General features: G+C 66.7%; 14 protein-coding genes. 3 read left to right on the top strand and 11 right to left on the bottom strand.

Annotation, left to right across the window (positions count from 1 at the left end; translation table 11 throughout):
- Nucleotides 1–37: 37 nt before the first annotated feature.
- The 5 genes from ACQR03_RS08970 to ACQR03_RS08950 all read right to left on the bottom strand — a co-directional run bounded on the left by ACQR03_RS08970 (nucleotide 38) and on the right by ACQR03_RS08950 (nucleotide 6,531).
- Nucleotides 38–1,687, bottom strand: a complete 1,650-nt coding sequence (locus ACQR03_RS08970) for a hypothetical protein (protein ID WP_434841374.1) — start codon at nucleotides 1,685–1,687, stop codon at nucleotides 38–40.
- A 36-nt stretch (nucleotides 1,688–1,723) separates the two neighbouring features.
- Nucleotides 1,724–3,016 carry an adenylosuccinate synthase gene (locus tag ACQR03_RS08965; protein ID WP_315714139.1) on the bottom strand — a complete coding sequence of 431 codons (1,293 nt, stop codon included), beginning with the start codon at nucleotides 3,014–3,016 and terminating at the stop codon, nucleotides 1,724–1,726.
- A 347-nt stretch (nucleotides 3,017–3,363) separates the two neighbouring features.
- The gene (locus ACQR03_RS08960; protein WP_315750081.1) at nucleotides 3,364–4,047 is read right to left on the bottom strand and encodes an ABC transporter ATP-binding protein; all 684 of its coding nucleotides are present in this window, start codon (nucleotides 4,045–4,047) and stop codon (nucleotides 3,364–3,366) included.
- Nucleotides 4,040–5,266, bottom strand: a complete 1,227-nt coding sequence (locus tag ACQR03_RS08955; RefSeq protein WP_315750080.1) for an ABC transporter permease — start codon at nucleotides 5,264–5,266, stop codon at nucleotides 4,040–4,042. Before ACQR03_RS08955 ends, ACQR03_RS08960 begins: the two co-directional genes overlap by 8 nt.
- Complete coding sequence (locus ACQR03_RS08950) at nucleotides 5,263–6,531, bottom strand: efflux RND transporter periplasmic adaptor subunit (RefSeq protein WP_434841395.1); 1,269 nt, start codon at nucleotides 6,529–6,531, stop codon at nucleotides 5,263–5,265. Before ACQR03_RS08950 ends, ACQR03_RS08955 begins: the two co-directional genes overlap by 4 nt.
- 208 nt (nucleotides 6,532–6,739) lie before the next feature.
- On the opposite strand from ACQR03_RS08950, the gene mgtA reads away from it, so the two are divergent.
- Both mgtA and ACQR03_RS08940 read left to right on the top strand, forming a co-directional pair.
- Nucleotides 6,740–9,298 carry a magnesium-translocating P-type ATPase gene (mgtA, locus tag ACQR03_RS08945; RefSeq protein WP_434841375.1) on the top strand — a complete coding sequence of 853 codons (2,559 nt, stop codon included), beginning with the start codon at nucleotides 6,740–6,742 and terminating at the stop codon, nucleotides 9,296–9,298.
- 143 nt (nucleotides 9,299–9,441) lie between these two features.
- Complete coding sequence (locus ACQR03_RS08940) at nucleotides 9,442–10,371, top strand: DMT family transporter (RefSeq protein ID WP_315827652.1); 930 nt, start codon at nucleotides 9,442–9,444, stop codon at nucleotides 10,369–10,371.
- 10 nt (nucleotides 10,372–10,381) lie between these two features.
- On the opposite strand, the gene ACQR03_RS08935 is transcribed toward ACQR03_RS08940, so the two are convergent.
- On the bottom strand, nucleotides 10,382–11,161 hold the full coding sequence (locus ACQR03_RS08935; RefSeq protein ID WP_434841396.1) for a sulfite exporter TauE/SafE family protein: 780 nt from the start codon (nucleotides 11,159–11,161) through the stop codon (nucleotides 10,382–10,384).
- A gap of 44 nt (nucleotides 11,162–11,205) precedes the next feature.
- Nucleotides 11,206–11,931 carry a TetR/AcrR family transcriptional regulator gene (locus ACQR03_RS08930; RefSeq protein ID WP_434841376.1) on the bottom strand — a complete coding sequence of 242 codons (726 nt, stop codon included), beginning with the start codon at nucleotides 11,929–11,931 and terminating at the stop codon, nucleotides 11,206–11,208.
- A 77-nt stretch (nucleotides 11,932–12,008) separates the two neighbouring features.
- On the opposite strand from ACQR03_RS08930, the gene ACQR03_RS08925 reads away from it, so the two are divergent.
- The gene (locus ACQR03_RS08925; RefSeq protein ID WP_315750076.1) at nucleotides 12,009–12,938 is read left to right on the top strand and encodes a DMT family transporter; all 930 of its coding nucleotides are present in this window, start codon (nucleotides 12,009–12,011) and stop codon (nucleotides 12,936–12,938) included.
- 57 nt (nucleotides 12,939–12,995) lie between these two features.
- Here the strand turns inward: ACQR03_RS08925 and ACQR03_RS08920 are convergent, their stop codons facing one another.
- The 4 genes from ACQR03_RS08920 to serA form a co-directional block, all read right to left on the bottom strand.
- Nucleotides 12,996–14,681 (bottom strand): methyl-accepting chemotaxis protein, encoded by a 1,686-nt coding sequence (locus tag ACQR03_RS08920; protein ID WP_316166523.1) that lies wholly within the window; start codon nucleotides 14,679–14,681, stop codon nucleotides 12,996–12,998.
- A 117-nt stretch (nucleotides 14,682–14,798) separates the two neighbouring features.
- The gene (gene ftsH, locus ACQR03_RS08915) at nucleotides 14,799–16,655 is read right to left on the bottom strand and encodes an ATP-dependent zinc metalloprotease FtsH (RefSeq protein ID WP_315714130.1); all 1,857 of its coding nucleotides are present in this window, start codon (nucleotides 16,653–16,655) and stop codon (nucleotides 14,799–14,801) included.
- A 130-nt stretch (nucleotides 16,656–16,785) separates the two neighbouring features.
- Nucleotides 16,786–18,450 carry a mucoidy inhibitor MuiA family protein gene (locus ACQR03_RS08910; protein WP_316169627.1) on the bottom strand — a complete coding sequence of 555 codons (1,665 nt, stop codon included), beginning with the start codon at nucleotides 18,448–18,450 and terminating at the stop codon, nucleotides 16,786–16,788.
- A gap of 454 nt (nucleotides 18,451–18,904) precedes the next feature.
- Nucleotides 18,905–20,494, bottom strand: coding sequence for a phosphoglycerate dehydrogenase (serA, locus tag ACQR03_RS08905; protein WP_316169320.1), 1,590 nt, complete (start codon nucleotides 20,492–20,494; stop codon nucleotides 18,905–18,907).
- Nucleotides 20,495–20,536 lie beyond the last annotated feature (42 nt).

Genomic DNA, 20,536 nt, shown 5'->3' with positions numbered 1-20,536 from the left:
GGCGATTCGCCGAACGCGCGAGGCGCGTGCGGCCTGCTCAGTCACCCCACAGCGCGAAGGCGTCGTTGAACGCGCGCTCGCCCGGCGCGCCCTTCTCGATCGCGATGATGGCCCGGCGCTGATTGGTGTAGACCAAGGGAACGTCGAACCAGGAGCGCTCCTTCAGGAGCTGCACGTTGCGGGTCCGGTCGGCGTCGACGTTGGACAGGCCGACCAGGAAGAAGCCGTCGGTGACCTTCACCGCAAGGCCCGCCAGCGGCGTTCCGCGCGACTGCTCGTTGGACTTCATCAGGATGCCCGGCACGTTGCCGACGCCGCCGCCCGAGAAGTCCTGCGGCAGGATGAAGGTGAGCTCGGCGGTGTGGCTCGCCGGCAGCGACGTGTCGGTGTTGCGGCGGAACGACATCGTCATCTTGAACTTGCGATCGGGAATCTCGATGTCGGCGCGCACCGCGATATCAGCCTTCTGCGTGCCCGTCGCCTTGATCTGCTCGGTACGCCAGACCACCGAGCCGATGTACTGCTTGCCCTTCGGATCGGCGGGATCCTCGTCATACAGCACGACGCGCTGTGCGACCGGCGCGATCTGGTCCGAGGACGGCGACTGGCCGACGCGGTCGGTGATCTTCGGCTTGCTCAGCGGCGCGCCGGTGTCCTTGGGCGCCTCGACCGTCGAGGACGATTTGAACAGGCCGTTGACCATCCCGACCAGCGGCCGGCCCCACAGAATTCCGGCGCCGATCAGGATCAGCACGATCCCGGCGGCGATGGCGGCCTTGAACGGAAAGGTCGAGCCGCTGCGCTCCGGCTTCTTCTTGCCCTCGCGATCCGGAGCGGCGCCACGCTGGCGGGTCGAGGTGGCCGGCAGCGCGTAGCGCTCGGCCTCCTGGACCGACTCGTCATAGGAGTACGGCGCCTCGGGCAGCGGCGGCCGGTCATCGTCGTCGCCCTCGAGCCGATCGAGATCGGTGGCCGGAACGTTGGCGTAGGTCTTGCGCGCCGCGCGGTTGGCCTGCGCGGTGGCCTTGCCGAGATCGTCGACATCAGCGGTGATGTCGCGGAAGCCGCGCATGGCGGGCGGCGTTGCCGGATTGCCGTTGTCCTGAGCACCGCGGCGGGCGGCAGCCGGACGTTCGCGCACGGGATGCGCCGCCCCATCCTGTGGAGGCGTTTGAGGCGGCTGGGGCCGCGGTGGCACAGCTGGTGCGCCAGCGGCAGCCGGCGGCGCTTCCGGTCGCGGATTGCGCGCCGGACGCAGCTCGGCCGTCTCGGCGCCGAGCGGCGGCCGCTCGGCCCGGGCAGCAGCCGGGCCCGCCGGTCGTGGCCGGGGGGCGGCAGTGGCGGCCTGGTCTGGAGTCGGAGTGGGCTGAGCCGAGGGGGGTGCCGGAGCATCCGAATTGCGCGCACCGGCCCGCCGGAGCGCATCGCCTGGGCGGGCAGCGCCACTGGACGCCCGCTGCGCCTCGCGGGCACGCTGGGCTGCTTCCGCCTCGACCTTGCGAACGGCCTCCTCGAGCGACAGCCGCTCGCGCGTGATCTCGGACTCGCTGAGCGGCGGCTGGACGCTGCGCAACTGTGCGATCAACGCGGCCCGCGCCCGCTCGTAAAGCGCACGCCGGCTTTCCCCGGGAGCGTTGGGGTCCAATCCGGCAATGGCACGGGCTATCAGCGGGTAGTAGTCGGCCATATCAACTCAATTCGCGCGCTCAGCTGTCGGGTCCCGTCACGCCTCGAAGGGATTCTGGACCAGAATAGTATCCTCGCGTTCGGGGCTGGTGGAAAGCAGCGCGATCGGGCAACCCACCAGTTCCTCGATGCGCCGGACGTATTTGATGGCCTGTGCCGGCAGATCGGCCCAGGAGCGCGCGTTCGCCGTCGGCTGTTTCCAGCCTTCGATCGTCTCGTAGATCGGTTCGACCCTGGACTGCGCGCCCTCACCTGCCGGGAAATGATCGATCTCCTTGCCGTCCAGCCTGTAGCCGGTGCAGACATCGATGGTGTCGAAACCATCGAGAATGTCCAGCTTGGTCAGCGCAAGACCGTTAATGCCGCAGGTCCGGACCGCCTGACGGACCAGGACCGCATCGAACCAGCCGCAACGACGCGGCCGGCCGGTATTCGTTCCGAATTCGCGGCCACGCTCGCCGATCTTGCGGCCGGTCTCGTTGTCCTGCTCGGTTGGAAACGGCCCTTGCCCGACCCGGGTCGTGTAGGCCTTGCACAGGCCGAGCACATAGCCGATCGCGCCCGGCCCGAGGCCGGCGCCGGTGGCCGCCTGCGCCGCCACCGTGTTGGACGAGGTCACGTAGGGATAGGTGCCGTGGTCGACGTCGAGCAGCGCACCCTGCGCGCCCTCGAACAGCATGCGCTTGCCTTCGCGGCGCTTGATGTCGAGCAGCCGCCAGACCGTCTCCGCATAGGGCAGCAGCTTCGGCGCGAAGGCGGTCAGCTCGCGCAGGATCTGCTGGCCGTCGATCGGTTCGAGGCCGAGGCCGCGGCGGAGCGCATTATGGTGCGCGAGCAGGCGGTCGATCTTGTGCGGCAGCGTATCGAGATCAGCGAGGTCCATCAGCCGGATCGCGCGCCGGCCGACCTTGTCCTCATAGGCCGGGCCGATGCCGCGGCGGGTGGTGCCGATCGCGGTCGCCGCGCTCGCGGATTCCCGCAGCGCGTCGAGTTCACGGTGCAGCGGCAGGATCAGCGTGACGTTCTCGGCAACGCGCAGATTGTCCGGGCTGATGGCGACGCCCTGCGACTGGAGCTTGCCGACCTCGTCCAGGAAGGCCTGCGGATCGAACACGACGCCATTGCCGATCACCGACAGCTTGCCGGTGCGCAGCACGCCCGACGGCAGCAGCGCCAGCTTGTACGTCGCGCCGTTGATGACAAGCGTATGACCGGCGTTGTGGCCGCCCTGGAAGCGAACGACGATGTCGGCCTGCTCCGACAGCCAGTCGACGATCTTGCCCTTCCCCTCGTCACCCCATTGGGCGCCGACGACGACGACGTTAGCCATTCGCAGCTCTTTCCTCTGCCAAGATCCAAAACAGCACGATCGGTTCGGACGAAATCGCTTCCGATGAGGGGCCAGCCTGGCCAACCATGCGCCCAGCCCAAATCGCGGCCAGGACCGCTCGCTTGCGAGGCGACCCACCGGATAAAGGAAGCCGCCGGGCTAGGCAAGCGAGAACGGGCCTTCGGAGCACACAAGAGCGCCACCAAGCCTTTGATAAGCCCCAAAATTTCAAGCCGCCCCGGCTGCGGATCGGGCGACCCGGCCGTGCGCTTCTGGCGGCGCATCGACCCGGGCAGTTCCATTGAGCCCCCGAACGGCGGCGAATCTACGATCGAAGCGGCCCGCCCTCAGCTCTGGATGCGGCCGTCGACAACCTCGATGATGCGATCGCAGCGCCGGGCCAGATCAAGGTTGTGGGTGACGAGCAGGAAGCTCGTGCCGACCTCCCGATTGACGTCGCGCATCAGGCCAAAGACCGCCTCGGCAGACTTGGTGTCGAGGTTGCCGGTCGGCTCGTCCGCCAGAACCAGATCGGGGTTCATCGCCAGCGCCCGCGCCACCGCGACCCGCTGCTGCTGGCCGCCCGACATGTTGCTCGCGAGATGGTCGGCGAATTTCGCCAACCCAACCTGGTCGAGCAGCTTCGACGCCTGCGCCTCGATCTCGGGGCCCGGGAAGCCGCGATCGACCAGCAGCGGCATCATCACGTTCTCCTTGGCCGTGAAGGCAGAGATCAGGAGATGAGACTGAAAGATGAATCCGATGGTATGGCCGCGCAGATGGGTGAGCTCGGTATCACTGAGCGACGCAGTATCCTGGCCCTTGATCGCCAACCGGCCGGAGGTCGGCCGGTCCAAGAGACCGACGATGTTCAGCAGAGTGCTCTTGCCGGAGCCGGACGGACCGATCAGCGCGACGAACTCGCCGCGGTCGACCTCGATGTCGATGTCGTGCAGCACCTCGGTCTCGGTCGGCAGCCCGACATTGTAGGCCTTGCAGACCTTCTCCAGTCGCAGCAGGACCTCAGCCACGGATCGCCACCACCGGATCGAGCTTGGCCGCGCGCAGCGCCGGCGCGGTCGCGGCGAGCAGGCCCGTCACCGTCGCGAGCAGGGCCGTGATGAGAAACAATCGGCGTTCGAGGATCAACGGAAACAACTCCGAGCCATCGGCCTGGCGCTGCACCGCATGCCAATAGATCAGCGCACCCGCGCCCATTGCCGCGCCGAACAGCGAGCCGACGAAGCCGAGCAGCCCGCCCTGCAGCAGGAACACGCGCAAGATCTGTCCGCGCGAGGTGCCCATCGCACGCAGGATCCCGATCTCCTTGGAGCGCTGGATCACCGAGACGATCAGCACGGCCGCGATGCCGAACGCGACCGAGAGCGCGACGAAGACGCGGATCAGCGTGTTGGATGTCGCCTGCGCGCGCACCGCCGTGAAGAACTGCGCGTTGGTCTTGATCCAACTGTCGGCCTTGACGCGATTGGCGGCCTGGATGCGCTGCGCAATGTCCTCAGCGGCATAGATGTCCCGCACGGTGATGTCGATCGTGGTGACGCCGCCGACCATGCCGAGCAGCGACTGCGCCGTGCGCAGCGCAACATAGGCGGAGCGCTGATTGGCGCCCTTGCTGCCGAGATCGACGAGACCAGTCACGATCAGCACGCGGTTGGCGCCGGATGCCGCCTGAACATTGAGCTTGTCGCCGACGATCGCGCCGAGATCCCTGGCGAGCTCGGTACCTATGATGATGTCCTCGCTGGTCAGCCGCGGCTCGCCGGCGACGATGTAGTCCGGCACGCGCACGATTGTGAAGTAGCTCTCCGGCTCGATGCCGGACAGCGTCACGGCGCGGCTGGCGTCGCCGCGAATGGCGAGGGCGGAGCCGGAGATGGTCGGCGACACCGCCGAGATCTCCGGCATCGCCAGCATCTGATTGCGGATCTTCGGCCATTGATCGATCGAGATCACGCGCTGGCTCGGACGCTGCACGATGGCATCCTCGATCACGCCATTGTCGTTGCGCAGGGGACGCGCAACCTGATCCGGCGTCAGCAGTTGGATCTGCGGCTGCGAGGTCAGCACCCGCTTGATGAAATTGGCCTCGAGGCCGGCGAGCATCGCCGACATGAACACGATGACGCCGACGCCGATCGCGATGCCGCCGATGATGAACAAGGTCTGCAGCCGGCCCTCGCGCAGGAAACGCACCGCCGCGATCCACTCGAAGGGCAGCCAGCGGTTCACGGCAGCACCGGGCGGAAGCGCTGGCCGGTCAGGATGCCGGAACTCTGGGGCACGGCGATGTCACCGGCGTTCAAGCCGTCGACGATCTCGACATGGCTGTTGCCGCGGAGGCCGACGCGCACCGGCTGCTTGACCGCGCGGCCGTCCTTCACCCCGAGCACCCAGGGCTGTCCCGAGGTGATATCGTGAACCGAGCGCACCGGCAGCTCCAGCGTATCCTTGCGGGAGGCGACCTCGATGTCGACAGACACCGTCATGTCCTGGCGCAGATAGTCGGGCGGGTCCTTGACGATCAGCTTGACCTGGACGGACGCGCGGGAAATATCGATGCCGGGGTTGATGTAGCTGACCACAGCGGGGAAGCGCCTGTCGGGATAGGCATCGGCCGACGCGAGCGCCGTCTGGCCGAGCGCCAGCTTGCCGAGATTGCGCTCGTCGATCTGCAGGACGAGCTGGAGATCGCCGGCAGGCGCCAGGACGAGCAGCGTCTTGCCGGGCTGCGCCACGGTGCCGCGCTCGACACTGCGCGTGATCAGCACGCCGTCGCGCGGCGCCGAGATCGTCGCATAGCCGAGACGAGACTGCGCCGTGTCGAGATTGGCGCGCGCCTGGTTCAGCTGCGTCTCGGCCATGACGTAGTCGCTGCCGCCGGGGCTCGCCGTGAAGACCTGGAATTCGGCGGCACGCTTCTGGGCCAGCGCAACGTCGAGCGTCTTCTGGGCCTCGTCGAGCGCCGCGCGCGTGGCATAGCCGTTGCCGGTCAGCTGCGACGTCCGGTCATAGGTCTGCTGAGCATTGAGCAAGGTCGCCTGCACCTGGCGCAAAGCCTCCTTCGCCGACGGCAAGGTCAGCTCGGCGAGCTGGCGCATCCGCGCCTCGGCCTGCGCCACCTGCCCTTGTGCCTGCACCACCGCAGCCTTCAGCTCGCGCGACTCCAGCGAGATCAGCGGCTGGCCCTTGGTGACGTGCTGGCCTTCCAGCACCAGCACCTCCTCGACGGTGCCGGTGATCTGGCTGCCGATCTCGACGCGGAACGGCGTCTCGACGTGACCGCTGGCAACGACGGTCTCGACGAGGTCGCCGCGCCGGACCTGATCGACCACGATGGCAGGCCCAAGCATGACCCGGACGCTTTGCCAGCCGCCAAGGCCGAGCAGCACGATGATGGCGAGAGCGAACCAGCGATGCGCCCAGACCGCCGCTAGGACGGTCGGACCAACGGCGGCTTTCGTAGGGGACGGGAGAGCTGCGGCATGATCGGCCATGGTCGTCAACACAAACTCGTCAATGCGGATGATGCCCAGTGACGCGCCATCCATTCCTTGAGTGCGGCCGTCAGCCCGCGGCGCATTGCACACAAAGCTAGGGGATCGCGACAGCAGGATGTTGCGCTAGGTCAACCGGCGGACGATCGTTCATGCAAATCAGGCATGATGACCATTACCAATCATCCACGAACATGAACGGACGCATGTGAGCACTGATACGACCCCCGGCCTACACCGGTTCTGGCGCCTGTCGCCTGCGCAGGCAGGCGCAGCGCTGGGCTGCGACCTGGACGGCCTCGGCAGAGCCGACGCCGAGCAGCGGCTGCAACGCTACGGCCGGAATGCCGACTCCCCATCGCATGTCGTGGGGCCGATGCGCGCCGTGCTCCGCCGCCTGCTCGAGCCGCTATCGCTGATCCTGCTGGTGGCCGGCATCATCTCGATGGTGACGGGCGACGTGATCGGCGGCGCCATCATCGTCCTCATCCTCACGCTGTCGATCGGACTCGATACGGTTCAGGAGGGGCATGCCGTCAAGGCGGCCGAGGAGCTCCGCCGCTCCGTGGCCCTGAAGGCCGAGGTCAAGCGGGACGGCGCCTATCGCGAGATCGACGTCGACGCCGTCGTTCCCGGAGACATCCTGCGCGTCCGCGCGGGCGACATCGTTCCTGCCGATGCGCTGATCATCGAAAGCAAGGCCTTCACTGCCGGCGAGGCGGCGCTGACGGGAGAGCCCTATCCCGTGACGAAACAGGCCGGTATTCCCAGCGATGAGAACGACACGTCGAATGCGCTGTTTCGTGGCTCCGTGGCTCAGACCGGAGAGGCCGTCGCGCTCGTCGTCAACACCGGGCCGAACACGATGTTCGGCGCTGCCGCCTCGGCGCTGGCCGAAGCGCAGGCCCGCACGCCGTTCGAGCGCGACCTGCACGAGTTCGGCCTCGTCATCGCGCGGCTGACGCTGGCGCTGGTCGTGATCGTGCTCGCGGTGCGCGTCGTGTTCGGCCGTGATGTGCTCGACTCGCTGTTGTTCTCGGTGGCGCTGGCCGTCGGACTGACGCCCGAGCTGCTGCCGATGATCACCACCGTGACCCTGTCGCGCGGCGCGCTTCGCATGGCCAACCGCAAGGTGATCGTGAAGCGGCTCGCGGCGATCCATGATCTCGGCGCGATGTCGGTGCTGTGCACCGACAAGACGGGAACATTGACCTCAGCAGAGATCACGCTCGCCCGAAGCATCGCGCCCGACGGCAGCGACGACCCGCGAGCCGCGGAGCTCGGCGCGATCGCTGCCGCGCTCGGCGGCGATCGGGGCTCGCTCGACACCGCGCTCATCGCCGGCGCGGACCGTGCGGCAGCAGGATGGACCCTGGGCGGACAGCAGACCTTCGACTTCTCGCGCCGGCTCGGCTCGGTGCTGGCGATCCGCGGGGCAGATCAGATCCTGATCGTGAAGGGCGCGCCAGAGGCGGTGATCGAGCTCTGCACGCAGCAACGGCAGGGCAGCGCGACTACGCCGATCGACGCCAGCGGCCGCAACGAGATGTGCGCGCGCGTTCACGCGCTGGCGCGCGAGGGCCTGCGCACGGTCGCAATCGCGTCACGGCCCTGGACCGGCGCGCCGCGCGAGATCGAGACCGATGACGAGCAGGAACTGATCTTCGAGGGTCTGTGCGCGTTCGCCGATCCGCCCAAGCCGACCGCAGCCGCGGCCATCGCACAGCTTGCGCGCGCCGGCATCGCGCTGAAGATCCTTTCCGGCGACGATCCGGTCGTGGTCAAGCGACTGGCCGGGCTGGTCGGACTGAGGGCGGATCGCGTGCTGTCCGGCAGCGACATCGCCGAACTCAGCGATGACGCGCTCGCGGTGCAGGTGCGCTCGGCCGACGCGTTTGGCCGGCTCGCCCCCGATCAGAAATCGCGCATCGTCAAGGCGCTGCAGGCCTCGGGCCACGTCGTCGGCTTCCTGGGTGACGGCATCAACGACGCGCCGGCGCTGAAGGTGGCCGACATCGGCCTGTCGGTCGACGGCGCCACCGCCGTGGCGCAATCCGCCGCCGACATCATCCTGCTCGCCTCCGATCTCGAGGTTGTCGCCGACGGTGTGGAGGAAGGGCGGCGCACCTTCGCCAACATCCTGAAATACGTGCGAATGGGCGCGAGCTCGAATTTCGGCAACATGCTGTCCATGGCGGTCGCTTCGATCATACTGCCCTTCCTGCCGATGCTGCCGACGCAGATCCTGCTCAACAACCTGCTCTATGATCTCTCCGAACTCGGCATCCCGTTCGATCGTGTGAGTCCGCAGGCCACCGCGCGGCCGCAGCGCTGGGACATGAAGCGGCTGCTGCGCTTTGCCGCGATCATGGGCCCGCTGTCGTCGCTGTTCGATTTTCTCACTTTCGGCGCCCTGCTCTATTTGTTCCATGCGACGCCCGACGAGTTCCGGACCGCCTGGTTCCTCGAATCGATGGCGACCCAGATCCTCGTCATCTTCATCATCCGGACCAACGGACGGCCATGGAGCAACCGCGCCGATCCGATGCTGACTGCGTCGTCACTGACCGCGCTCGCCGTCGCGCTCGTCGTGCCCTTCACCCCGGCCGGCGCCTGGTTCGGCTTCGTGGTGCCGCCGATCGCCGTGCTGGCCACCATCGCGGCTCTCGTTATCGCCTATCTGGTCTGCGCCGAAGGTCTCAAATCGGTCGCCGTACAGTCCACGACCTTGCGAACTCACTGGCGGCATCACCACCGCGGTTCATGACCAGCGCCGCTGCATAGTCGCGATGCATCTGCCCTCTTGATAGGCAGCTGCAATTGGTGTCTGTCGACGAGGCCGGGGAGGACCAGCGGCCGGGATGACCGGGCCGGATGCCGCGGCGCACGAACCGGGGCCAACACCGCCGCATGTCTGCCGCCGATCCCACCGCGTCCGCCGCGCCCGCGCGCGCCTGGATCGCCAACCAACCCTATGTGCTGCTCAGCATCACCGCGCTGTGCTGGGCCGGCAACGCGATCGTCGGCCGGTTGGCTGCCGGGCACATTCCGCCTGTCACCCTGTCGTTCCTGCGTTGGTCGCTGGCGTTCCTGATCATTCTGCCGCTGGCCTGGAAGCAGCTTCGCCAGGACTGGCCGGCGATCCGCTCCAAGCTCGGCGTCATGATCGCGCTGTCGGTGACCGGCATCGGCGCCTTCAACACGCTGCAGTACTGGTCGCTCGAATACACCCAGGCGCTCAACACGCTGCTGCTGCAATCCGGCGGCCCGCTGATCGTGGCGCTCTGGTCGATGCTGCTGCTGCGCGTGCATCTCACTTTGGCGCAGGCCATCGGCATCGTGCTGTCGATGGTCGGCGTGCTGCTGATCCTCACGCGCGGCCATCCGGCCGCGCTCACCGACATCAGCTTCAACAAGGGCGACCTGATCTTCCTGGTCGCGATGGCGGTGTTCGGCTTCTATTCGGTGCTGACGATCAAGCGGCCGCAAATCCATGGCCTGTCGATGGTCGCCTTCACCTTCGGCTGCGGAGCCGCGAGCCTGATTCCGCTGTTGATCTGGGAGCTCAACACGCGCCCGGTGATGGCGCTCGACACCCAGAACCTACTGTCACTGCTCTACGTCGCGATCTTTCCCTCGACCATCGCCTATCTGTGCTTCAACCGCGGCGTTCTTCTGATCGGTGCCAACCGCGCAGCGCCGTTCTTCCACGTGGTGCCGGTGTTCGGCTCGATCATGGCGTTCGTCTTCCTCGGCGAGCGGCCGCAGATCTTCCACGTGATCGGCTTCGCCCTGGTGCTGAGCGGCGTCTACGCGGCCTCGCGCAAGCAGGCGACATGAGGCGAACGGTTCATCCGAGCGCCTTGAGCGTCATGCAGACGGCCATCAGCGACACAAAGCCCACCAGCAGGACGCGCAACCGTTCCGGCAGAACGCGGTTCGCGAGACGCGCGCCGACATCGGTGCCGACCGCGAGGCCGACGATCACCGCGACGAGGGTGGGCCAGGCCGGCATGGCGCCGTGCCGCCAGTAGATCCAGGCGGATGGAAGCGTCGTGGGCACCAGCGTCAGCGCCAGGCTGATCATCTGGGCGCGGTGCTGTGCCATGCCCAGCACCGCGCTCAAGCCAACCACCGTCGCGAGCCCGCCGCCGATCCCAAGAAAGCCTGAGGACACGCCGGCCGCGCAGCCAACTGCAAGGAGCGCTGCTCGATGTGGATCCGGCGCGGCGCCGGTTGCTTCGGCGGACTCCTTCGCCCGTCGCCTGCGCAGCAGCAGAGCATCGAGCAAGAATAGGTAGATCACATAGGCCCATTGCAGGACCGCCGCCGTCGTCCAGTTCGCGATCAGTGCGCCGACGATGCCGCCGACCAGGAATCCCAGGCCGAGCCAGAGCAACACCGCAGCCGTCACCCGATTGCCGCTATCCCAATAGCGCCTGATGCCGGCCGCACTGGTCGGCGGGATCTGCGCGACCAGCGAGAGCCCTTGCGCGGCATGCTGCTCGGCGCCGAGCAGCATGACCGCGAACACGACGAGCCCACCGCCGGGAGTGACGCCGAGCAGCCCCGAAGTGAAGCCGCCGACCAGCCCGGTGCCGAGACCGCCAATGAGATCAGGAACGCTCATCATTGAGACCCGCCCGGTACGGTTGGAGAGGCAGTCGCTTCAGGTCATCGCCGCGCCGCGAGTCCCGTCAGCAGCGTCTCGAATGCGGCCATCGCTTCGGATGACGAGAACGGCTCGCCCCACAATCGCTGCAGCACGAACCCCTGGAACATCGCGACGATCGTGCGGGCCATGCTGCGTGGATGAACGGAGCGGTCGATGACGCCGAGCCGCTGGCCCCGCTGCAGCAGCTCGGTGATCAAGACGGCCGGCTTGCGCACACCGTCCGTCACCTGCGCGCGGATATCATCGTCCCGCAGCGCCTCGGCCCAGAGCTGCAGCGCGATGCGCCGGTGGCGCAGGCCCTCTTCCTTTTGCATGTCTGCCAACGAGGCGCGCGCAATGGCGCGCAACGCTTCCAACGGATCAGAAATCTCACGCGCCGTGGCCAACAGGGCGGCATCACGGGCATGGCGATGCTCGCCGATCGCCTGAATGAGCTCTTCCTTGCTGGCGAAATGGCCGTAGATGCAGCCCGCGCTCAAACCAGATTGCGCAATGACATCGGCGATCGTGGTCTGATGGAATCCCTGCCGGGCAAAGCAGGCCTCGGCGGCCTGCAGGATCTCGTCCCGGCGCGCGGCCATCGTCTCGGGCTTGAGTTTCGGCATGTGCAGCTCCTGCCGAGCCGTTGCAGGGTTGCGGCTGTCGGCTCGATGGCGTTCCCGTCTGCGACGAGCATACAAAACGAATATTCGTTTTGTAAAGGAGGCCCATTGGTATTTCGACATGGCGGCCTTCCGCCCGGCGCTCTTGTCCCGCCCGCCATTTCGGGCACAAGCTCCGGTCAACAAGAGAAGCCGATTCCTTGCCCACCGCATCGCATCCGACCTCGCCGCTGGCCTGGCTCAACAACCAGCCCTATCTGCTTCTGACGCTGGCCTCGCTGTTCTGGGCCGGCAACATCGTGCTGGCGCGCTATGTCGCCGGGCACGTGCCGCCGCTGACCCTGTCCTGCATCCGCTGGATCGGAACTTTCCTGATGCTGTGGCCGTTCGCGCGGACGCATCTCGTACGCGACTGGCGTACCTTGCTGGCCAGCTGGCCGCTGCTGCTGGTGCTGGCGCTGACCGGCTTCGCCATCAACAATGCGCTGTCCTACTGGGCGATGCAGTACACCCAGGCGCTCAACGGGCTGCTGATCCAATCCTCGGCCCCCCTGTTCGTAGCGCTATGGTCGCTCGTGCTGTTCGGGGTCAGGCTGACGGCGGCGCAGTTCGCCGGCATCGCGATATCCTTGACCGGCGTGCTGGTCATTCTGCTGCGCGGAGACCTCGGCGCATTGGCCGCCATTCAGTTCAACCGCGGTGACTTGATGTTCGCCGGGGCGCTGCTGGTGTTCGGGATCTACTCGGCGGTCATGACGCGGCGGCCGGCCGTGCACCAGCTGTCGCTGATCTCGTGCTGCACGGCCTTGGGCGCCCTGCTGCTGCTGCCGCTGGCCGCGTGGGAATACGCGTCCGGCTTCGTGCTGCAGCTCGATCTGTTATCGCTCCTGACCCTCGGCTACGTCGTGGTGTTCGCCTCGACGCTCGCCTATCTGTTCTTCAATCGCGGCATCGGCCTGATCGGGCCGAACCGCGCCGCGCCGTTTCTGCATCTGGTGCCGCTGTTCGGCTCGGTGCTGGCGATCCTGCTGCTCGGCGAGGAGCTGAAGCCGTTTCATCTGATCGGCTACGCGCTGGTCATCGCCGGCGTGATCATCGCCTCCCGCACCGGCCGCACCAAGGTCGCGTGAGCGCCTGCAAGCTCACGCCGTGCTTTCAAGGCCAGGCCCGGTCCATCACCGCTGCGACTAGGCCGTGCGCACCTTCGCCATGAAGCCATCGACGGCCCGCTGCAGCAGGCTCGACTGGCTGTCGAGCTCACGTGCGCTCGACAGCACTTCGGCGGCAGCCATGCCTGTCGCTTCCGCCGCCTTGGTCACGCCGCCGATGTGCGCGCTGATCTCGTTCGAGCCGGCGGCGACCGACTGGATGTTGCGCGCGATCTCGCGCGTCGCGTCGCCCTGCTGGGCGATCGAGGTCGAGATCGAATTGGTGATCTCGCTCATCTGCGCAATGGTCTGGGTGATGCCGCTGATGGCGGTGACCGCATCCTGGGTCGAGGTCTGCATCGCCGCGACCTGCGCCGAAATCTCCTCGGTCGCCTTCGCCGTCTGGTTGGCGAGTGCCTTCACCTCCGAGGCGACGACGGCAAAGCCCTTGCCGGACTCGCCGGCGCGCGCGGCTTCGATGGTGGCGTTCAGCGCCAGCAGGTTGGTCTGCGCCGCGATCGAGTGGATCAGCTTGACGACCTCGCCGATCTTCTCGGCGCCGGTCGACAGCACCTGAACGGTGGCATTGGTGCGCTCCGCATCGCCCACGGCTTTGCTCGCAATCTCGCTGGAACGGGCGACCTGGCGCGAAATCTCATTGACCGAGCTCGACAGCTCTTCGGCCGCGGCCGCGACCGTGCCGACATTGTCATTGGCGCTCTGGGTGGCGGCGCTGACGGTCGAGGCGCGCGAGCTGGCATCGCTCGCGGTCGAGGTCATCGATTGCGCGGTGTGCTGCATGCCCTCGGCCGCCGACGCCACCGAGCGGACGATGCCGTTGACGCTGCGCTCGAAGTCGGCGGCCAAATTCTGCATGGCCGCGGTCCGTTCGGCGGCCGCACGCTGCTGGGTGGCGGCCTCGGCCTGCTCGAGCTCGCGCATCCGCAGCGCGTTGTCCTTGAAGATCTGGACAGTGGAGGCCATCCCGCCGATCTCGTCGCCGCGGCCGACACCGGGAATCTCGCCCTCGAGCCGGCCATCGGCGATCTCGCGCATGCGGACGCCGAGACGATCGAGCGGCACGCTGATGCTGCGGCTGATCAGCCAGGCGATCCCGCCGGCGACGACCGCGATGCCTGCGCAGGCCACCCAGATCAGCCACTTCAGCGGCTTCATCTTCGCGTCGAGATCGTCAACATAGACGCCGGTGCCCACGAACGTATTCCAACCGGGAATCATCACGGCATAGGAGATCTTGCGGGTCGGCTGCTCCTGGCCGGGGCGCAGGTATTCGTAGTGCAAGGTGACTTCGCCATCCTTGGCAACGCCGTCGCGCAGCTCGACGACGAGCTTACGGCCGTTGAGCTCGAAATCGATCACGTTCGAGCCGCGCTGCTTCGGATCCTGGGACAGCACCACATTGCCGTCCATCGTATAGGCGAACAGATAGCCCGTGCCCTTGTCGAAGGTCATCGTTCTCCCGCGATTGACGAACTCGTCGAGCGCGGCCTCCTTCGTCAATTTGCCGGCTTCGACATCCTTGATGAGGCCGAGGGCCATGTTACGCGCGGTCTCGACGATCGCCCGGCACTGTTCGATGCGGGCATTGACCATCTCCTTTTGCATCAGAGTGCCGGCAAACGTACCGGCCGCGGCAAGGCCCAGCATCGCCACGCCGACGACGATGGCGAGCTTGGGGGCAATCTTCAGGTTGTTCAGCAGCACGCAACGAACTCCGCCCGGTCCCCGATCGACGACCTCGATCTGTCAAGGTGAGCCGCTGGTTAACTGATCAGGCGATGGTTAGAGTTCGGTTGCGAACGCCCTCCGTAGAATCCCGGATCAGCTCGGGGCAACGGCATCCCGGACCGGGACCGCAGCGGAGGCCGGCCGCAACGGCGCGAACTCATCGGCGGTCAGCGTCTCCTTGGCAATCAGGAGCGCGACGCCGCGCTCGAGGTCCGGGCGATGGCTTTCGAGAATCGCCCTGGCACGGGCATCGCCGTCTGCAATCAGATCCCGGACGGCGAGGTCGATCTCGCGCCCGGTCTCCTCCGCGGCCGACACGATCTGATCCTGTGGCTGCAGGAACGACACCTGTGGACGCGGCGCGTAGGTGCGCTGCCCGACGGTCGCATCCATCCCGTATTTGGTGACCATCTCGATCGCGATCTCGGTCGCGCGCTGCAGATCGTCGGCGGCGCCGGTCGAGACATCGCCATCGAAGATCAACTGCTCGGAAGCCCGTCCGCCCATCAGCACGGCGATGCGGTTCTTCAACTCGCTGACCGCGAGCAGGAAGCGATCCTCGGTCGGGCGCTGCATCGTGTAGCCGAGCGCGCCGACGCCGCGCGGAATGATCGAGACCTTCTGCACCGGATCGACGCCGACGAGATTGGCCGCGACCAGCGCGTGACCCATCTCGTGATAGGCGACACGGCGGCGCTCGGCGGGACTGAGCACGCGGCTCTTCTTCTCGATGCCGGCGACGATGCGCTCGATCGCCATCGTGAAATCGTCGAACGTCACCTCGTGGCCCTTGCGGCGGGTCGCCGCGATCGCGGCCTCGTTGATCAGGTTGGCGAGGTCGGCGCCGGTGAAGCCGGTCGTCAGTGCCGCGACCTTGTCGAGATCGACGCTGTCGGCGACCGTGATCTTGCGGACATGCACCTTGAGGATTGCGAGCCGCCCGCCCCTGTCAGGGCGGTCGACCAGCACCTGGCGATCGAAGCGGCCGGCGCGCATGAGCGCGGGATCGAGGATCTCCGGCCGGTTTGTCGCGGCGAGCAGGATGACGCCGGAGCTTGGGTCGAAGCCGTCGAGCTCCGCCAGCAATTGATTGAGCGTCTGCTCCTTCTCGTCGTAGCCGCCAAACTGGCCGCCGACGCTTCGGCTGCGGCCAAGCGCGTCGAGCTCATCGATGAAGATGATGCAAGGCGCGGCCTTGCGGGCCTGCTCGAACAAATCGCGCACGCGGGCAGCGCCGACGCCGACGAACATCTCCACGAACTCGGATCCGGAGATCGAGAAGAACGCCACACCCGCTTCGCCCGCTACCGCGCGGGCGAGCAGGGTCTTGCCGGTGCCGGGCGGGCCAACCAGCAGGATGCCCTTGGGCACGTGTGCGCCGAGCCGGCCATAGCTCTTCGGATCCTTCAGGAACTGCACCACCTCCTGCAGCTCGAACTTGGCCTCGTCGACACCGGCGACATCGGCAAAGGTGACCTTGGTGTCGGTCTCGACATAGACCTTGGCGCGCGACTTGCCGATCGACATCAGACCGCCGAAGCCCTGGCGATCCATCACCTTGCGGCCGAGGAACACCCAGATGAGATAGAACATCAGCGCCGGCACGACCCAGGACAGCAGCGCCTGAATCAGCCCGCCCGAGGGCACACCAGTCACCGTCACGCCCTTTGCGGCAAGCTTCGCGGCCAGCGGCGGATCGACGCGCGCGGTGATGAACGACGTCTTGCCGTCGGACTGCTTGTCCTTGAACTTGCCCTGGATGGTGTCCTGGCTGACCGACACCTCGGAGATCTTGCCCTGCTCGATCAGCTGCTCGAACTGGCTATAGGGAATCGTCTCGACCGTGTTGTAGGTCGTCAGAAGCCATTGCAGCAGCAGCATGCCGACGCCGGCGAGGAAGATGTAGCCGACGGCGACGGCCTGCTTGCGGGTGTTCGGGTCGGATTCCATGTCGGCGCTCTCGGTCGAGATCGATCACGGCCGGACAGGACGTGATCGAACGGGGTCCCACTCGCGCATAACAGGGCCGGGACCGGGCGGCTTGTCATGGATCAAACGGCGCCGATCCCACGCCGGGCAATCAGCCCGACGGCTGCAACACGATCGACTTGTCCTTCGGCCAGCGCACACGCCAGGCGAAGGCGATATCCTTGGCCTCGCCGGGTCTGGCGTCGATCACCCATTCGACGACACCACGCCGGTCGCGGACGTTGGTCGAGGCCGGCGGCGTGGTCGCGGGAAGCATCTCAACCGTGATCTCCTCGTTCTCGCTGACCGGCAGTTGATCCTGGATCGCGACCTTGATCGGGAAATCATGCGCGTTGCGGACCGTGGTTTTGAAGGCGCGCTCGTCGATCTTCGCCGTCGTCACGATCAGACCGGCCGAACCTTCGTTCCGTTTGACGACACTGCGCTCGACTTTGACCTTGTCGTCGGCCCCGAAGCCGACATGAACGACCTCGTCCTTGCCGGCCGACGCCAATCTGCTGGTGCCGACGAACATGCCGTCGCGATAGATCGAGACCTTGCCCGGCAGCAGCGGCGCCTCCTCGCTCTGCGGGAAGCTCGCTTCGAGATAGGCGGTGGCATCGATGACGGGCGCCGAACGGATCGTCAGTTCGGGCGTGATCGTCGCGGTGGAAATCCGCAGGCTCTTCGCGCCATCATTGGCACCGACGCTGACGCGTCCGGGGAGGTGGAAGACGGTCTGAAAGGCGCTGATCTCCGCGACAGTCTGCTGCTCGACGGCCTTGTCCGCGACATCTCCGAACGTCGTCCCTCCGCCAAAGCGAAACTCCTGCCGGCTCTCCATGAGTCCTCGTGCCGCGCTGACGGCGGCCGGCTTCGGCGCGGGCTGTGGCGGCGGATATTGCGCGATGATCGTCCTGAGCTCGGGCGCGCTGCCGCCGCGTCCGGTCCGCACCGTCGAAACCGTGAGCGCGACCTCGGACCAGTCCTCCCCGGTGGCCTGCTGGATCTCGGCGCGTCGCACCAGTTCGAGAGCCGGTTTGCGGTCCTTCGCCGTCGTGTCGAGACGCGCGTCGTAGAGCGGCACCCAGCGGGCATTGCGCACCGCGTAGGTCACGCGCAAGGTCGCCTTGGTCGCTGCCGCAGCCGACAATTCGATCCGCACCTCCAGCTTGCTCGGGGGCTTCGTCGTGAGATTGTCCTGCAGGCGCGCGATCTCGCGATCGATCTCGCGCTGCTTGCGTTCGGCATCACGGATCGCCGCGTCGGCCTGTCCAACCTCGTCGGCGACGGCGGCGAACGCGGCACGCCATTCCGTGATCGGACGCGCCTCGCCCTTTTCGCCGAGCCCGGCCGGCGATGCCTCGGCAAAACGCTCGGCAAATTTCTTGCGCGCCAGGGCCGCGGCGATCGTGCCATCGAGATTGGCGCGCTCGTCCTTCAGCGCTTCGATGCGCTTGTCGATGTCGGGCAGGTTGACGGGCGGCGCCGCACGCGGTGGCTTGGCGTCGACGGTGCCGATCACGAGCTTGGCGCCGGCCTCGCCTTCCACACGAAGCGAGGACGCATCGAGTCCGAGCGGGAAGTCCTTGGCGATCGCCGTCGTGTCACCGGTGGGAAGGTCGAGCGAGATGACCCGGGTCACGGTCGCGCCGTCGGGATACACGGTGACGGCATCGACGGTGGACGTCGCGTCAAGGTTTGCCGCATGGCCCGGCGCTGCCGCCAGCGAGGCACCGAGAACGAGAGTTGTCGTAACCAGCCACGTCGTTCGCATTGCCATCGATCTCTCCGTATCCCAGCGCCCCTGAGAACCGGATGAGCCGGTCCCTTGCGGGGCGTTAGACGCCACGAGAGGTCCGCGGGTTCAAATCGTGCGACCGCAAAGCTTGCCGTTGAAATTCCGCCGAGCACAGACGAGCACAGAAAAGGGCAGCACGGCCACGGTGCCGGGCTGCCCTTTCCGGTCGGCCAATTTGGCCCAGCGCGTGAAGAGTTGAGGTCTGGTTGCGAGCCGCGAAGGATGTGCGCTCCCTCTCCCAGTTGCGGGGAGGGCTGGGGTGGGGGGTGCCTCCTCGATTGAGGCTGCCCGAGCGGAGGGAGACCCCACCCGGCGCTTCGCGCCGACCTCCCCCGCTCTGGCGAAGCGAAGCTTCGCTTGACGGGAGAGGTCAACCGAGCCAGCGGCGAAGTCGATTCAACCAAGAAGCACCGCGCGCTCTAGCGCGTCATCAGAACGCCAGCGCCTTGGCCTGCTTGACCTGCGGCAATGCCTGGATCTTGGCGAGCAGATCCGCCGGCACCGCACCGTCGACCTCGACCAGCGCGATCGCGTCGCTTCCCGGCGCGACACGGCCGAGATGGAAGGTCGCGATGTTGATCTTCGCGTCGCCGAGGAGGCTTGCGAACTTGCCGATGAAGCCCGGCTTATCCTCGTTGGTGACGTAGATCATCGACTTGCCGAACTCGGCGTCGACACGGATCCCCTTGATGTCGACGAGGCGCGGCTTGCCGTCGGCGTAGACCGTGCCCGACACCGCGCGCTCCTGATGCTCGGTGGTGACCGCGACCGTGATCAGGCTCTCATAGTCGCTCTCGCCGGCGCGCAGCACCTCGTCGACGATCATGCCGCGCTCCTTGGCGATCACCGGCGCCGACACGACGTTGACCTCGCCCAGCATCGGCCGCAGCAGCCCGGCCAGCACCGCCGAGGTCAGCGCCCGGGTCTTCATCTCGGCGACGTGGCCTTCATAGGTGATCTGGATCTTGGTGATGCTGCTTTCGGTGAGCTGGCCCGCGAACGAGCCGAGTTTCTCGGCGAGTGCGATGAACGGCTTCAGCTTGGGCGCTTCTTCCGCGGTGATCGACGGGAAGTTGATCGCGTTCGAGATCGCGCCGGTGAGCAGGTAGTCCGACATCTGCTCGGCGATCTGCAGCGCGACGTTCTCCTGCGCTTCCGTGGTCGAGGCGCCGAGATGCGGCGTGCAGATCACGTTGGCATGACCGAACAGCGGATTGCTGGTCGCCGGCTCCTCGGCGAACACGTCGAGGGCCGCGCCCGCGACATGCTTGCTGTTGAGGGCCTCGAGCAGCGCCTGCTCGTCGACCAGGCCGCCGCGCGCGCAATTGATGATGCGCACGCCCTGCTTCATCTTGGCGATCGCCGCGGCATCGATGATGTTGCGGGTCTTGTCGGTGAGCGGCGTATGCAACGTGATGAAGTCGGCGCGCTTCAGCAGCTCCTCGAGCTCGACCTTCTCGACGCCGAGATCGAGGGCGCGCTCCTCGGTGAGGAACGGATCGAAGCCGATCACCTTCATGCGCAGGCCCTGCGCGCGGTCGCAGACGATCGAGCCGATATTGCCGCAGCCGATCACGCCCAGCGTCTTGCCGGTGATCTCGACGCCCATGAAGCGGTTCTTCTCCCACTTGCCGGCCTGGGTCGAGGCGTCCGCCTGCGGAATCTCGCGCGCCAGCGACAGCATCATCGTGATCGCGTGCTCGGCGGTCGTGATCGAATTGCCGAACGGCGTATTCATCACGATGATGCCCTTGGCGGTCGCCGCGGGGATTTCGACATTGTCGACCCCGATGCCGGCGCGGCCGATCACCTTGAGCCGCTTGGCACGCTCGATGATCTTGGCCGTGGCCTTGGTCGCGGAGCGGATCGCAAGGCCGTCATAGTCGCCGATGATGTCGGCGAGCTTGTCCTTGTCCTTGCCGAGATTGGGCTGGAAGTCGACCTCGATGCCGCGATCCTTGAAGATCTGCACGGCGGCCGGGGAAAGTGCGTCGGAAATGAGAACTTTGGGTTTGGACATGACGATGTTCCTTCACGCCTCTCGCGAGAGAGGGACAGCGCA

The organism is Bradyrhizobium sp. HKCCYLS3070 (assembly GCF_051167575.1).
Classification (GTDB): domain Bacteria; phylum Pseudomonadota; class Alphaproteobacteria; order Rhizobiales; family Xanthobacteraceae; genus Bradyrhizobium.
This window is presented reverse-complemented; position numbering and strand designations above follow the sequence as displayed.

Bases quoted from the DNA above. Each gene is read 5' to 3' on its own strand.
- ACQR03_RS08970 (WP_434841374.1), bottom strand. From the start codon at position 1,687: ATGGCCGACTACTACCCGCTGATAGCCCGTGCCATTGCCGGATTGGAC.
- ACQR03_RS08940 (WP_315827652.1), top strand. From the start codon at position 9,442: ATGTCTGCCGCCGATCCCACCGCGTCCGCCGCGCCCGCGCGCGCCTGG.
- ACQR03_RS08965 (WP_315714139.1), bottom strand. From the start codon at position 3,016: ATGGCTAACGTCGTCGTCGTCGGCGCCCAATGGGGTGACGAGGGGAAG.
- serA (WP_316169320.1), bottom strand. From the start codon at position 20,494: ATGTCCAAACCCAAAGTTCTCATTTCCGACGCACTTTCCCCGGCCGCC.
- ftsH (WP_315714130.1), bottom strand. From the start codon at position 16,655: ATGGAATCCGACCCGAACACCCGCAAGCAGGCCGTCGCCGTCGGCTAC.
- ACQR03_RS08935 (WP_434841396.1), bottom strand. From the start codon at position 11,161: ATGAGCGTTCCTGATCTCATTGGCGGTCTCGGCACCGGGCTGGTCGGC.
- ACQR03_RS08910 (WP_316169627.1), bottom strand. From the start codon at position 18,450: ATGCGAACGACGTGGCTGGTTACGACAACTCTCGTTCTCGGTGCCTCG.
- ACQR03_RS08930 (WP_434841376.1), bottom strand. From the start codon at position 11,931: ATGTCGAAATACCAATGGGCCTCCTTTACAAAACGAATATTCGTTTTG.
- ACQR03_RS08950 (WP_434841395.1), bottom strand. From the start codon at position 6,531: ATGGCCGATCATGCCGCAGCTCTCCCGTCCCCTACGAAAGCCGCCGTT.